The sequence below is a fragment of the Salinivibrio sp. VGrn1 genome, assembly GCF_009377995.1.
Taxonomy (GTDB): Bacteria; Pseudomonadota; Gammaproteobacteria; order Enterobacterales; family Vibrionaceae; genus Salinivibrio; species Salinivibrio siamensis.
Genome location: NZ_SATA01000003.1, coordinates 286,460 through 300,970 on the forward strand (window position 1 = coordinate 286,460; position 14,511 = coordinate 300,970).

The window sequence follows — 14,511 nt, forward strand, 5'->3', positions numbered from 1 at the left end:
TTAACCAGCGGCATCAATATACCGTAATTTGCGCTTGAGTCGTTATGACTAAACCGCCAATCGCACCTTGACAGGTTTAAGTTTAAGTCATTGATAATTATTGCTTTTATTTCATTTTCTGATTTTGACGAAAATAACGAAGTGCACTTACCCATTGACGACTAACCCACTGGCGGCGAGTGTCTCCCTCAGCTGTTGGATGAGGGGCTGTGCTTGTTCGTGAGGACGATGCCCCACTTGTAGGTGGCCCCAAATCGGATTTGGCCATACCGGATCCGTTTTAAACCGAGCAACATGGTGGAGATGGAGCTGGGGAACTAGGTTGCCGATTGCGGCGATATTGAGCTTGTCAGGGGAGAATAGACGCTCAAGACAGCGCGCCACTATGGCCGACTCTTGCCACAGCGAGTGCTGCTCAGTATCGTCAAGGTGGTGAATTTCTTCGATGTCCTGCTTACGTGGGATCAGCAAGAGCCATGGACCAATATCGGCATGCGCAAGGCGCAACTGACAAAGTGAGAAATCACCGACATAAGCGCTATCGGCGGCTAATCGTGAGTGGAGAACGAAGGACATACAGGCTCCTTATTGCAATGCGAGCGCATAGCTTACATCACAACTTGCTTTTGGGTCACAAACTCCTCACCGAATAGGAGGATTCGCCTCATAAGAAACAAAAAGCAAGTACGCTTAACACAATGTTGAAGCCAAATGTGTCGACGAACGCGAGAGGAGGTGGCATGCATTATCAAGACGTCCTAGCTTTTTGGTTTGGCGACGAGCGTAGTGAGTGGGTTCCTTCGTCCGCCTCGCAGGCACGATGGTTTGGCGGTAGTCCAGACGTTGATGAGGCGATTCGCGAGCGATTCCAATCTTGGGTCAGTGCGGCCGGCGCGGGCGCATTAAATGACTGGGCCCAGACCGCAGAGGGGCGTTTGGCATTGATTATTCTGCTCGATCAATTCCCCCGAAACTTATATCGCGGGTTGGCGGCAGCATATCGGTATGATGCCTTGGCATTGGCTCTCTGTAAGGCAGGGCTTGCGAAAGGTGACGACCAAGTCTTAACCCCGCTTCAACGGGTGTTTTTCTATCTTCCCTTAGAGCATGCTGAAGAAGAAGCAGACCAAGAAGAAGCACTGTTTCGGTTTGATCAACTGCGTCAGCGAGTGAGTGGGGAGGCAAAAGCTTGGTACGAGCAATGCTTTGATTACGCACGCCAGCACTACGACATTATTACTACCTTTGGTCGATTTCCTCATCGCAATGCGGTGATGGGACGGTTATCGACTCCCGAGGAACGGTTGTGGCTTAGCGAAACGGATCAGCATTTTGGTCAGGGATAAAAAAGGCGCCCACTTGCAACCAGTGGGCGCCCTTCTTCTGCGCTTATCCGCACAACAAGGATCATCTAACCTTGTTACATGCGCTCAAGCGTGTTGATACCCAACAGATCTAGGCCTTGCTTGATGGTTTTGGCCGTCAATGCAGCCATTCTTAGGCGGCTTTGGCGCGTATTCCCTTCAGAAAGCAGGATAGGGCATGCTTCGTAGAAGCTTGAGAATAGACCAGCCAGTTCAAATAGGTAGCTACACATTAGGTGAGGCTGACCCTCTCGCGCGACTGATTTAACCGCTTCTTCAAACTGAAGCAGTTTGGCGACCAGCGCTTTTTCTTTCTCATGCTCAATGAGCATTTCACCGTCGAGTGCATCACGGTCAACCCCAGACTTGGCAAAGACTGACGCCACACGGGTATAGGCATACTGCATATAGGGGGCGGTGTTGCCCTCGAAGGCCAGCATATGATCCCAGTCGAAGATATAATCCGTGGTACGATGCTTTGACAGATCGGCATACTTGACGGCTGCCATCGCGACCGTGGTTGAGATATCTCGCTGCGTATCAGCATCCATATCTGGATTTTTCTCTGCGATCAGTGCCTTGGCACGTGTTTCTGCTTCATCGAGTAAGTCAGCGAGGCGGACTGTGCCCCCAGAGCGGGTTTTGAAAGGTTTACCGTCTTTGCCGAGCATCATGCCAAACGCGTGATGCTCAAGACTGACCGAATCCGGCACATAGCCCGCTTTGCGCACAATGGTCCAAGCTTGCATGAGATGCTGGTGCTGACGTGAGTCAATAAAGTAGAGCACACGGTCAGCGTTGAATTGCTCGTAACGATATTTGGCACAAGCAATATCAGTGGTGGTGTACAAATAGCCACCATCACGTTTTTGGATGATCACACCCATTGGCTCGCCGTCTTTGTTTTTGTACTCGTCAAGGAAGACAACTTGTGCGCCATCATCTTCTACGGCAATCCCTTTGGCTTTTAAGTCTTCAACAATACCGGGCAGCATATCGTTATACAGACTTTCGCCCATCACATCTTTATTGCTCAATGAGACATTCAGGCGATCATAGTTACGTTGGTTTTGCTCCAACGTTACTTTGACAAGCTTTTCCCACTTTTCTTTGCAATAGGCGTCACCGCGTTGCAGGCGAACCACGTAGTCGCGCGCTGTGGCGGCGAAAGCTTCATCTTCGTCGTAGCGAGCTTTGGATTCACGATAGAAGTTTTCGATATCACCCAGTTCCATGGAGACATCGTCACCGCGTGACTCATGTAACTCGAGGTTGGCAATGAGCATACCGAACTGTGTCCCCCAATCACCGAGATGATTGGCACGGGTCACGTTGTGGCCTAAAAATTCGAGGGTGCGTACAACGGCGTCACCAATGATAGTGGAGCGAAGGTGGCCAACGTGCATTTCTTTTGCCACGTTAGGGGCTGAATAGTCCACCACAATGTTTTGTGTGTCTTGTTTATCGACACCTAAACGTGCGTCCGACAGGGCGGCATCTGCCTGTTTGGCTAACCACTGATCGTTAAGGAAGATATTGATAAAGCCTGGGCCGGCAATTTCTGTTTTGCTCGCCATATCACCGAGGTCGAGCGCATCCAAAACCTGTTGAGCAAACTCACGGGGGTTCGTGCCGAGCTTTTTGGCTGCTCCCATGACTCCATTCGCTTGATAGTCACCAAATTGTGGCTTCGCAGACTGACGCACTGCCGCTGGTGTGCCCTCAGGCGCACCCGCCGCAACCATCGCGGCAGACACTTTTTCGTTAAGAAGACTTTGAATATTCACTTGCTTACCTTTACTACTAGCCGGGCTGATTATGAATGACCCGTTTTGTGGGCTTCCAGCTTATTAATACAAGAATCCGCCAACACTGCACTGCCACGTAACCAAGCGTGCAAACACAGTGTTGGCGGGATGCTGTATTGTTGCGAACCATGACGTCAATCGACGCGGATTAGCCCTAATGATACCCATAAAACAGCAGGCATTGGCAATAGTTATTCAACGCCATCCTTGATATCTTTCGCGACTGGAAGACAACGAGCACTTTAAAACCTTGAGAGGTCACTATGCATGATGCCAGCAATTGGGTATCCCTGATGCGAGATCAAGCAACTTTTACAGATAAAATCAATCAGTTGCTGGAAACGCTGGCGATTGATTGTACCCAGTTAACGCTTGATCACGTTGCGATCCGTACCAATGATAGCGTGTTAACACAATCGCTTGCCGGCCATCTAAGCGCACAGGGGCAATTAATATCACAGGCGATGGTCAACCAGCGGCCGATCCATATTTATCAGCTTAATACCTCATTACACTTTGGTGCCTGGCAAACTGATTTAGTGGAATTGCCGTTTCCTCACCACAAAACCTATCCTTTTCAAAGCTGGGAACATATGGAGTTTGTGGTTCCTTGCCGCCATGCCACCCTATCAGGGCTTGAAGACGCGTTACACGCGCAGTTTCCAGGCTTACTCGCGCGCGCAGCAAAGCTGAGCGAGATAACGGTTAAACACAGTGAGCCACAGGTTGCGGGAGAGCGGTTGGCCAATCCAACCATCGCGTTTAAGCAAAATGGTGTTTGCGTGAAGTTTCATCCTTATTCACTCGCGCAAATTATTGCTAGCGAAGCCAGTGTTTGAGCACTGGCTCAACCAATGTTGTCGGTTTACAAGATCACGGTTTTATTGCCATGGACAAATACCCGGTCTTCGACAACACATTCAATTGCTTGACTTAGCACACTTTTTTCCACGTCGCGGCCTGCTTTGGCCATATCTTGCGCGCTAAAGCTGTGATCAACATGAATCACGTCTTGGCCAATAATCGGCCCTTCGTCCAAGTCATTGGTGACAAAGTGGGCGGTGGCACCAATGATTTTGACCCCACGCTCAAACGCTTGATGGTATGGACGGGCACCGATAAATGCGGGCAAAAAGCTGTGATGAATATTGATGATGCGATGCGGATATTGGGCAACAAAGTCAGGCGTCAGAACCCGCATGTATTTCGCGAGAATGATGTAGTCAGGCTGATGGGGTTGAATCGCTTTGAGCATGGCTTGCTCGTGCTCTTCTCGGCTTAGGCCCTCATGGCTTACATAATGAAAAGGGATATCAAAGCGCTCAGTCAGATGTTGTAGTTTGTCATAGTTACCGACTACCGCTGCAATATCAATCTCGAGCGAGCCATCATAGGCTTTCATTATAATGTCGCCGAGGCAGTGGGATTCTTTGGTGACCATGATGACGACGCGTTTGCGGCGCGAGCTAATCAGCTGGCGCTGGCTGCCAGGTGGTAGCGCATGGTCAAGGTCGAGAAGCAGGGTGTGATCGTTAAAAATCCCCTCCAGCTCAGTGCGCATATAAAACTGCCCAGTGACATTATCGACATACTCTCGGTTGTGAATAATGTTGAGCTGATGTTTATAGCAAATGTTGGTGATGGTCGCGATGAGCCCTTGGGCGTCAGGACAGTCCGTGAGAAGTGTTTTTCGTTCCATGTTGGTCGTGTACTGCTGATGACTAAACCCTCGGTTTTACCCTGTCTCAGCCGCAAGGTCAAAGTGATTTTACGATGCGCCATCGGTTTCTCAGGGGAGTGGTTTCATCCCGAAGAGGGGTTTGGCATAATGGCGGCTTTCCCCCTGTGTATTTATACAATGATCCGTAAGGTTTTCTCAGACACCGGTGCGCTGGCCAAAGCGATTGATGGTTTTGTGCCTCGCCAGCCGCAAACAGATATGGCGATTGCTGTTGATGCGGCAATTCGTGACCAAGGCCAGCTCGTGGTGGAAGCGGGCACAGGAACCGGGAAAACCTATGCCTATCTGGCGCCTGTTTTATTAAGTGGTAAAAAGGCCATCATCAGCACTGGCTCGAAAAATCTGCAAGAGCAGCTCTACCATCGAGACTTACCGCTGATGAAGTCAGCCTTGGGCTATACAGGAACCACCGCCTTATTGAAAGGCCGAGTCAATTACCTGTGCCCAGAGCGACTCGAGCGACAAATTAGTGAGTGCCACCGCCCCGACAGCGAGCCTGGGCAATTGAGTCAGCTGGTTAAAATTCGCGAGTGGTCGTCCTATACCGAGTCGGGTGATCTGAGTGAATGTGACGCATTGGCTGAAGACAGCCCACTGATCCCTGTGGTGACGTCCACCAATGACAATTGCCTTGGTAAAGACTGTCCAAGTTATGAAGACTGTTATGTGGTCAAAGCGCGGCGTCGTGCGATGGATGCCGACGTGGTGGTGGTCAACCATCACCTATTTTTAGCGGATGTTGCCATCAAAGAAACGGGGTTTGGCGAGCTCATCCCAGAAGCAGACGTGATGGTGTTTGATGAGGCGCATCAGCTTCCGGACATTGCCAGTCAGTATTTTGGCCAATCTCTATCTAGCCGGCAGCTGCAAGATGTTGCCAAAGACATTCATATCGCCTATCGCACTGAGTTACGAGACACGCGTCAACTGGAAAAAGTTGCTGATCGCCTCTCGCAAGCTGCGATGGATATGCGCTTGGTGATGGGCGAGCCTGGATACCGAGGTAACTGGCGTGAATTACAGACGTCGCCCAGCGTAGAGAAAGAACTGGTACGGTTATCAGATGCGCTCGATCTTGCGCATGACGTGGTGAAATTATCACTCGGCCGCAGTCAATTGCTTGACGCTGCATTTGATCGCATCACTTTATTTAAAGCGCGGCTTGCACGCTTAAAAGATACCTCAATCACCGGGTACTCTTATTGGTACGAATGTACTCGTCACCACTTTAGCCTCAATATTACCCCCTTATCGGTGGCGGATCGTTTTCGTGAGCAAATGGCCGAACAGGGCGGCGCTTGGATTTTTACCTCCGCTACCTTGGCCGTTGAGGGCGACTTCGCGCATTTTAATCACCGTCTCGGGATTGACGCTAAGCAACAAATGACATTGGAAAGCCCCTTTGACTACCCCAATCAAGCGAGGCTTTGCGTGCCTCGTCATGTACCGGAAACCAATAGTTTTCGTCGTGCCAACAGACTTGCCGCATTATTGGGACCGGTGATTGAACGTAACCAAGGGCGTTGCTTTTTCCTGTGTACGTCACATCAAATGGTACGAGAGCTGTCAGCCTTGTTTCGTGAGCAGCTGTCATTGCCCGTCCTCATGCAAGGAGAGATGCCCAAGCAGCGCTTATTGGCAGAGTATTTGTCGTTGGGCAATGCGTTGCTGGTGGCGACGGGCGCCTTTTGGGAAGGCATTGATGTGCGTGGACAAGCGCTCAGTTGTGTGATCATCGATAAACTCCCGTTTGCTTCCCCCGATGATCCTTTATTAAAAGCACGAATAGAAGATTGTAAACTGCAAGGGGGCGATCCCTTTGCTCAGGTACAGATCCCCGAAGCGGTGATCACCCTAAAGCAAGGAGTGGGGCGTCTCATTCGGGATCAACAAGATTTTGGTGCACTGGTTATTTGTGACAACCGATTGGTGACCCGCGCATACGGCGCAACCTTTTTGCGCAGCTTGCCGGCGATCCCTCGCACGCGGGATTTACACCACATTGACGATTTTTTGTCGGGCAGTGACACCAACAGCAACACGATGCAATCGCATTTATTAGATCAACCGATAGAGGGTTAAATGACGCTACGAATATTGGCCGTAGATACGGCGACCGAAAACTGCTCTGTCGCACTGTGCTGTGATGATCAGATTATCACACGCAGCGAAATTGCACCGCGTGAGCATACCAACAAGATCCTACCCATGGTCGATGAGGTATTGGCAGAAGCGGGCCTAACATTGACGCAATTGGATGCACTCGCGTTTGGTCGCGGGCCGGGCAGTTTCACAGGCGTCCGTATTGGCATCGGAATTGCACAAGGTCTAGCGTTTGGTGCAGATCTCCCAATGATTGGCGTTTCAACATTGGCAGCGATGGCAGCACAAAGCGGTCGCTTACATAATGCGACGCGCGTATTGACGGCGATTGATGCGCGTATGGGTGAACTCTATGTTGGCCAATATCTGCGGACTGACGCTGGCGTATGGCAGTGTGTCGGTGAAGAGAGGGTCGTCGCCCCGGACGCATTCACCCCTGAGTGCACCGAGGGGGTGTGGACATTGGCAGGAACCGGATGGGCAGCCTATCCTGATCTGGCAACACGCTTGGCATTGCAGACAGCGCCGTCAGAGGTGTTATACCCCCAAGCACAAGATATGCTGGAGATTGCTAAGCAGGCGTATCGTGCGGGAGACACAGTCGCTGCGGAGCTTGCTAGCCCCACGTATCTGCGGGATAAAGTCACTTGGAAAAAGTTACCCGGGCGCGAATAACCACCATGAGGCCGGCAGCATAGGACGTGAATATGGTATCGATTAACGGTGTATCCTCCCCACAGACAAACCGGCCTAACCATCCCCAGCGTGCGGGCAAAAAGCCGCAAACGACGCGCAAACAAACGCCCAAGACGACGCAAGTGGCTAAGGCGGTTCGCCAGCGTGTCGACCCCGCCGCGGTTGCGCAAGCAGAACAGGCGAAAAAAGCGTACGTGCAATATGATTTGCCGGATGGCCGCGGCCGTCAAGCGATGGCTTCCTACTTCGCGGTGTTAAATCAAGCCAGGCGAGAGGAACTGATCAACTTAGTAGGCGTCGATATCTATGTGTGATGTGGCGCGAAAGGAGCCTGATATGAAGTCTTACCTGTTAGTTTTATGCGGCATGTTGCTACTGAGTGGCTGTACAAGTTTGCCTGAGTCCCTAAAAGGCCGGATGGACCAGCCCGTGACCGAATACCCGGTGGTCGCGAAAATGACAGAGGCAAACCAAGGGGAAGAGGTGCGCCTTGGTGGCTTGATCGTTGGGGTGAATAACCGTGAACAGGACTCTGTGGTTGAAATAGTGGCGGTGCCAACGTCGACAGCGGGTCGGCCCGATATCGATGCCTCGTCGCTTGGGCGCTTCAAAGCGATTTTTACTGGTTTTATTGAACCGGCTGATTATGCCAAAGGCCGGCCGATAACGGTGTTGGGCGAGTTTCAGGGCCGTCAAGCGGGAAAAGTGGGGGATTATTCCTATGATTACCCCGTGCTTAGGGTAACAGGGCACCAGCTTTGGGATATTGAACAGCATGTGGTTGATGATGACAGACCTTATTGCTACGGCTTGTACTGCTCCCGAGTGCGCATTGGCGTCGGCACGGGACGGGTGCAAAGCGTGATTAGCTTACCTTATTAGCCCTTGTATGTGATTGTGATGATGACACCGCCATTGACGGAGGCTCTCGAGGCATTATTGGCGTCTGACCCGGCAGCACTCGGGTTATCGTCTGGCTTAACGCCGACCTCGATTCGACTTAATGATGTGACAGTGGCCGCGGCAAGCCGCCCAGCAAACGGCTTAGCGCCAACATTGGTTTTTTTACATGGCTGGCAAGACAACCTGGCGAGTTTTGATTCACTGATCCCCATGCTGCCTCAAGACTACGGGTTACTTATGTTTGATTGGCCCGGGCACGGTTTGTCTGAGCACAAAACCGGGGATTATCACTACCCGTTTTTTGATTATCTAGATAGCTTGCATCAAGTGCTTCACCAAACACTTTGTTCGCAACCTGAGAAAATAGGTCCCGTCATATTGGTGGGGCACTCATTGGGAGGGTTAGTGGCTAGCTGTTACGCGGCCAGTTTTCCTGAGTCGATCGCGGGGGCTGTCTCGATAGAAGCGTTGGGGCCCATTGTTGAACCTGAACATAAAATCACCGAACGCATCGCGAAAAGTCTCAATCAGCGCTTAAATTCAGCGCAAAAAACACCACGTCTCTTTGATTCTGCGATTAAGGCGCTACAATTGCGCGCATCCATTAATAAAGTCGCCTGTCAGTCACTGATGCCACTGGTAGCACGCGGGCTCGAGACATGCGGTCATGGTGTACGTTGGCGTCATGATCCTAAGCTTCGTGGTGAGCCACTGTATCGAATGGCGCCCGGCCATGGAGAGTCGATTATTCGAGCGATTGAATGCCCTGTGCTGGCGATTCGCGCGACAGATGGGTATCCTGCGCTGCGCTCTGCCGATGCCGCGCAACGAGCCACGTGGTTTAAGCAATTGACACTTATTGAGATCCCCGGGACACACCATTGTCACCTTCAGCAACCGCAACAAACTGTGTCGTTAATAACGGATTTTGTGACCAAAATTCAAACGCGCACTTAAAATGCTCGTGTAAAAATAATGTTAACGCTATGGTGGGCAGGTTAAACACCTGTTTGAATTATGCCTCGCGTCGATCGAAGCAGGCAATATAGCCTGCAAGTTAACACATAGGAGAAAGCCAGTGGAAAAGGTATGGCTTAATCGTTACCCGTCGGATGTGCCGGCGGAAATAGATCCAGATGCCCATCGCTCTCTGGTCGAGATGTTTGAACATTCTGTTCAGCAGTACGCGGATCAAACTGCCTTCATTAATATGGGGCAGGTCATGACATTTCGTAAACTGGAAGAGCGTAGCCGTGCGTTTGCAGCCTATCTACAAAACGAGCTGAAACTGAAAAAAGGCGATCGCGTTGCCATTATGATGCCGAACTTGCTGCAATACCCAAGTGCCCTGTTTGGTATTTTACGAGCCGGTTGTGTCGCCGTGAACGTTAACCCGTTGTACACCCCTCGCGAGCTTGAGCACCAATTAACGGACGCCGGGGCAAAGGCGATTGTGATTGTGAGTAACTTTGCTCACACGTTAGAGAAAGTGGTCGACAATACGCCGGTGAAACACGTGGTATTGACCAGTTTGGGTGAACAGTTGCCACGAGCCAAAGGGACCCTGGTTAACTTTGTAGTCAAATACGTCAAAAAAATGGTGCCTAAGTATCATTTGCCGCACGCGACCTCGATGCGCCAAGCGCTGCGCCGTGGTCGACGTATGCAATATGTGAAGCCTTTTTTGAAAGGCGAGGATATTGCATTTTTACAATATACCGGTGGCACCACGGGGTTAGCGAAAGGCGCCGTACTCACGCATAGAAATATGTTAGCTAACGTCTATCAAGCCAAAGGGACGTATCAGCCGGTACTCAATGCAGGTGAGGAGTTAGTTGTCACTGCATTGCCGCTTTATCACGTATTTGCGCTCACGGTCAATTGCCTCTTGTTTATTGAAATGGGTGGACAAAATCTACTGATCACCAACCCACGCGATATTCCAGGTTTTGTTAAAGAGCTACAAAAGTATCCGTTTACGGCCATTACAGGCGTGAATACCCTGTTTAACGCGCTACTCCATAACGAAGATTTCCATGAGTTGGACTTTTCTAACCTGCGTTTGACCGTCGGTGGCGGTATGGCCGTGCAAAGGGCTGTCGCGGAAAATTGGAAAAAGCTGACTGGCAAGCATTTGCTCGAAGGATATGGGTTGACGGAGTGTTCGCCACTGGTTGCGGCCTATCCTTATGATTTACGAGACTACAACGGCTCCATTGGGTTGCCCGTGCCATCGACGGAGGTTCGCATCGTTGATGATCAGGGTGAAGATGTGGCGGACAACCAGCCGGGTGAGTTGTTAGTGCGTGGCCCGCAAGTGATGCAAGGGTATTGGAATCGTCCAGAGGCGACACGAGACAGTATCGACGAACAGGGTTGGTTAGCGACTGGCGATGTGGTGCAGTTCGATGATGATGGTTTCTTGCATATTGTCGATCGCAAGAAAGACATGATCCTCGTCTCTGGTTTTAATGTGTATCCCAATGAAGTGGAAGATGTCGTTGCGTTACATGACAAGGTGTTAGAAGTGGCCGCCATTGGCCAGCCAGATGAGAATTCTGGGGAAGTGGTTAAAATTTGTGTGGTCAAAAAAGATCCGTCGCTTACGCGAGATGATCTTGTGGCGCACTGTCGCAAACACCTCACTGGCTACAAGGTACCACGTGTCGTGGAATTTAGAGATGAACTGCCTAAAACCAATGTGGGTAAAATTCTGCGTCGAGAGTTACGCGATGAGCCGCAAGCCACTGAGCAAAAAGCGTCAGCTTAATGCGAACCGACCCAGAAAAGGGTAAACTGTCGATAACGAATCACGAAATGCCGGCCTCGCCGGCATTTTCTTTATGGGCTTTTTTGTGAACTATCAACAAATCACCACCGATCAACAGCTGGTCGATATCTGCGCACATTTCCGTGACCAAGCCGTTGTGATGCTTGATACCGAGTTTGTCCGTACGCGTACCTTTTATGCACAATTGGGGCTGGTCCAGATTTATGATGGCGAGCAACTGGTGCTGGTTGACCCGCTAGCCATTGATGATCTTTCTCCGTTATGGGCGCTGTTGACTGACACCCAGGTCACCAAGGTGTTACATGCGAGTAGCGAAGACTTAGAGGTTTTTCAGCACTACGCGGGCGTGTTGCCAACCCCCATGGTGGACACGCAAATCGTCGCCGCCTTTTTAGGTCATGGCGTCTCCGAGGGCTTCGCAAGCTTGGTAGAGCGTTATGTCGGCGTGAGCTTAGATAAAGGAGAGTCGCGCACTGATTGGTGTGCACGTCCCTTAACGGACAAGCAGAAACAGTATGCGGCCGCTGATGTGTATTACTTGCTACCGCTTTATCAAGCGCTGACTCAAGCGCTATCCGACACACCGTGGTATGACGCCATGGTAGAAGAGTGTGGCCTGTTGTGCCGCAAAAAGCAGTGGGTAAAGCCGGATGAAGCAGCTTATCTCGATATTAAATATGCGTGGCAGCTTAAACCTCAACAGTTAGCGGTATTGCAAGCTCTTGCCAAGTGGCGAGCTGAGGAAGCGCGCCGCCGGAATATGGCACTCAACTTTATCGTTAAAGAGCAAAACCTCTGGAAAATGGCGCGTTATGGTATTCGTACGGTTGAGCAAATGAACGAGCATGGGTTCGACAAATTTGAAGTGCGTTATCACGCGCAAACCTTGATCACGTTGGCCACGCAAGCGGATAAAACCCCGTTAGCCAAATGCCCGCCGGCCATCACACGCTTAGTCGATGAGCCTGGGTATAAGTCGGTGATTAAAGCGATTAAGGAGCAGGTGCAAGCCCAGGCAGATAAGTCAGGCTTAGCGCCTGAGTTTATTGGTTCTAAAAAGCAGCTTAATCAATTGATTACCTGGGTATGGCGAGAGGAGCGTCAAGAAGACAAACGTCCTGACTTAGCCTCGGGGTGGCGCTTTCGGTTAGTGGGTGAGACATTGCTGACGATGATCCCTAACGCCCCAGGGGCATAGTCATCATCTCACGCATAAACAAAAGCGGTGGCCTTGAGCCACCGCTTTCTGTATTAGCCCGTTGTAATTGAGATCTAGCTCTCTTTTCCCTCTTCGGGCAAGGTGACATTCAGCTCCAAGACGGATAGGTCATCATCGCCTTGCTCTAGGCTGACAGACACTTGGTCCGGTGCGATATCCACGTATTTGCGGATCACGTCTAAAATATCTTGCTTGAGCTGAGGCAAATAAGTCGGCGCTGGGCTATCTGCACTGCGACGCTCGGCAACAATAATTTGTAAACGCTCTTTGGCAATATTGGCCGACTTTTTCTTAGATGGGCGGAAGAATTCAAGCAGTGCCACATTAGCCTCCAAATAAGCGTTTTAGGAAACCTTTGCGCTCTTCCTCGATAAAGCGGAAGGGACGCTCTTCACCCAGCAGACGCGCAATGGCATCTTCATAGGCTTGGCCTGCATCAGATTCTTGGTCAAGTACCACTGGCTCGCCTTTGTTTGAGGCGTGCAACACAGACTGGCTCTCCGGGATGACCCCTAACAGTGGAATACGCAAGATATCTTCAACATCCTCAACACTGAGCATTTCACCGTTGGTCACACGTGCAGGATTATAGCGAGTGAGTAATAAGTGATGTTTTACCGGATCCTCGCCGTTTTCTGCGCGGCGTGACTTGGAGTCGAGAATACCTAGAATCCGATCAGAGTCGCGTACGGATGAAACTTCTGGATTAGTGGTCACAATCGCTTCGTCAGCAAAATACAGCGCCATTAATGCACCGGCTTCAATGCCCGCGGGCGAGTCGCAAATAATGTATTCAAAGCCAAGCTCATCCATGTCTTTTAGAACCCGCTCCACGCCGTCTTTGGTTAGCGCATCTTTATCGCGTGTTTGTGAGGCTGGCAGAATAAACAAATTGTCTACGCGTTTGTCTTTAATTAATGCTTGATGCAGATTGGCTTCGCCATTAATGACATTGACAAAGTCATAGACGACCCGACGCTCACAGCCCATCACCAAATCCAGGTTACGTAGGCCAATATCAAAATCGACCACGGCGGTTTTTTTGCCTGTCATGGCCAACCCGGTCGCCAATGCCGCACTCGATGTTGTTTTACCAACACCGCCTTTACCGGAAGTAATTACAATAATTCGTGCCATTCCTCTTCCTTATTCTCTTATAGCGTGAGGGGGTCAATGTGTAAGCTTTCTTGATTAAGCGAGACCATGGAAGGTCGCTCTAAATGTTCTGATGGAATTTTATCGCTGAGCCAATAGCTTCCTGCTACTGACAATAATTCTGACTGAAGGTTCTGACAATAAATACGCGCTTGCTTTTGTCCACTTGCGCCGGCAATAGCTCGGCCACGCAAAACGCCATAGATATGAATACTGCCATCGGCTATCACTTCCGCGCCGGCACTGACATGATTGAGGATCACCAGATCGGCGTTTTTCGCATAGATTTGCTGACCTGAACGCACGGGGGCGGTGACCACTTTGGCAGGCGGCTGAATCGGATCGGCAACTCGGGATTGCTTGCTTGACTTGAGCACGGCTAGCTGCGCATTCAGCGCAAGCTCGCGTGTATCATTATGGGTGACGCCGGTCAATCCGACGAGAATCATGCCTGTGGCCTGTAAGCACTGCTTTAAGGCACCGATATCAGGACATTGTGATAGACGGCTAATGTCAGCGACAACAGGGGCGCCTTGAAAAAAGGCCGGTGCTTGGGTGACTTTCTCTGTCAAAACATTGGCAGCGGCAGCAAAATTATCGTCAACGAGGTGGAGGACGGAAAGGGTAAAGGTTGAGCCTTTCAACTCCGGTTGTTTGAGCATGTTATTCGATCCCGGTTTTGTCATTTAAACACGAGTCAGACGCGCATTATCAGACGTTGGATAGCATGG

Annotated in this window: 15 protein-coding genes; 9 read left to right on the forward strand and 6 right to left on the reverse strand. The window is 50.7% G+C overall.

All coding sequences use genetic code 11. From position 1 onward, the window contains the following. Window positions 1-147 precede the first annotated feature (147 nt). Window positions 148-576 carry an HIT family protein gene (locus EHW56_RS07015; RefSeq protein ID WP_077579207.1) on the reverse strand — a complete coding sequence of 143 codons (429 nt, stop codon included), beginning with the start codon at window positions 574-576 and terminating at the stop codon, window positions 148-150. A 164-nt stretch (window positions 577-740) separates the two neighbouring features. Here EHW56_RS07015 and EHW56_RS07020 point away from each other — a divergent pair, with 164 nt between their 5' ends. Further along, window positions 741-1,346 carry a DUF924 family protein gene (locus EHW56_RS07020; RefSeq protein WP_046073545.1) on the forward strand — a complete coding sequence of 202 codons (606 nt, stop codon included), beginning with the start codon at window positions 741-743 and terminating at the stop codon, window positions 1,344-1,346. Between the two features lie 74 nt (window positions 1,347-1,420). Here the strand turns inward: EHW56_RS07020 and argS are convergent, their stop codons facing one another. Beyond that, on the reverse strand, window positions 1,421-3,151 hold the full coding sequence (gene argS, locus EHW56_RS07025; protein WP_172969980.1) for an arginine--tRNA ligase: 1,731 nt from the start codon (window positions 3,149-3,151) through the stop codon (window positions 1,421-1,423). 314 nt (window positions 3,152-3,465) lie between these two features. Between argS and EHW56_RS07030 the strand changes: the two genes are divergently transcribed. Next, window positions 3,466-4,011, forward strand: coding sequence for a VOC family protein (locus EHW56_RS07030; RefSeq protein ID WP_172969979.1), 546 nt, complete (start codon window positions 3,466-3,468; stop codon window positions 4,009-4,011). A 26-nt stretch (window positions 4,012-4,037) separates the two neighbouring features. Here the strand turns inward: EHW56_RS07030 and purU are convergent, their stop codons facing one another. Further along, a complete protein-coding gene (gene purU / locus EHW56_RS07035) occupies window positions 4,038-4,871 on the reverse strand; it encodes a formyltetrahydrofolate deformylase (protein WP_152794788.1) in 834 nt (277 codons plus the stop codon). Between the two features lie 159 nt (window positions 4,872-5,030). Between purU and EHW56_RS07040 the strand changes: the two genes are divergently transcribed. From EHW56_RS07040 to rnd, 7 genes are all read left to right on the forward strand, one after another. After that, on the forward strand, window positions 5,031-6,995 hold the full coding sequence (locus EHW56_RS07040; protein ID WP_152794883.1) for an ATP-dependent DNA helicase: 1,965 nt from the start codon (window positions 5,031-5,033) through the stop codon (window positions 6,993-6,995). Beyond that, the gene (gene tsaB, locus EHW56_RS07045) at window positions 6,996-7,691 is read left to right on the forward strand and encodes a tRNA (adenosine(37)-N6)-threonylcarbamoyltransferase complex dimerization subunit type 1 TsaB (RefSeq protein WP_077579209.1); all 696 of its coding nucleotides are present in this window, start codon (window positions 6,996-6,998) and stop codon (window positions 7,689-7,691) included. Window positions 7,692-7,723: 32 nt separating this feature from the next. Beyond that, window positions 7,724-8,026 (forward strand): chromosome partitioning protein ParA, encoded by a 303-nt coding sequence (locus EHW56_RS15690; protein WP_152794790.1) that lies wholly within the window; start codon window positions 7,724-7,726, stop codon window positions 8,024-8,026. 22 nt (window positions 8,027-8,048) lie between these two features. Then, window positions 8,049-8,594 carry a Slp family lipoprotein gene (locus EHW56_RS07055; protein ID WP_158010043.1) on the forward strand — a complete coding sequence of 182 codons (546 nt, stop codon included), beginning with the start codon at window positions 8,049-8,051 and terminating at the stop codon, window positions 8,592-8,594. Between the two features lie 18 nt (window positions 8,595-8,612). After that, window positions 8,613-9,572 carry an alpha/beta fold hydrolase gene (locus tag EHW56_RS07060; protein ID WP_227486487.1) on the forward strand — a complete coding sequence of 320 codons (960 nt, stop codon included), beginning with the start codon at window positions 8,613-8,615 and terminating at the stop codon, window positions 9,570-9,572. Between the two features lie 121 nt (window positions 9,573-9,693). Then, complete coding sequence (gene fadD, locus EHW56_RS07065) at window positions 9,694-11,385, forward strand: long-chain-fatty-acid--CoA ligase FadD (RefSeq protein ID WP_172969978.1); 1,692 nt, start codon at window positions 9,694-9,696, stop codon at window positions 11,383-11,385. 85 nt (window positions 11,386-11,470) lie between these two features. Further along, window positions 11,471-12,604 carry a ribonuclease D gene (gene rnd, locus EHW56_RS07070; protein WP_172969977.1) on the forward strand — a complete coding sequence of 378 codons (1,134 nt, stop codon included), beginning with the start codon at window positions 11,471-11,473 and terminating at the stop codon, window positions 12,602-12,604. Window positions 12,605-12,678: 74 nt separating this feature from the next. Here rnd and minE read toward each other — a convergent pair whose 3' ends face one another. The 3 genes from minE to minC are packed head-to-tail and all read right to left on the reverse strand — an operon-like array spanning window position 12,679 to window position 14,442. Beyond that, entirely contained in the window at window positions 12,679-12,948 is a 270-nt protein-coding gene (minE, locus tag EHW56_RS07075; RefSeq protein ID WP_046073536.1) for a cell division topological specificity factor MinE, read from the reverse strand. A gap of 1 nt (window position 12,949) precedes the next feature. Further along, window positions 12,950-13,762, reverse strand: a complete 813-nt coding sequence (gene minD / locus EHW56_RS07080) for a septum site-determining protein MinD (protein WP_046073535.1) — start codon at window positions 13,760-13,762, stop codon at window positions 12,950-12,952. A 17-nt stretch (window positions 13,763-13,779) separates the two neighbouring features. Next, on the reverse strand, window positions 13,780-14,442 hold the full coding sequence (gene minC, locus EHW56_RS07085; RefSeq protein ID WP_077579212.1) for a septum site-determining protein MinC: 663 nt from the start codon (window positions 14,440-14,442) through the stop codon (window positions 13,780-13,782). Between the last annotated feature and the right edge of the window lie 69 nt (window positions 14,443-14,511).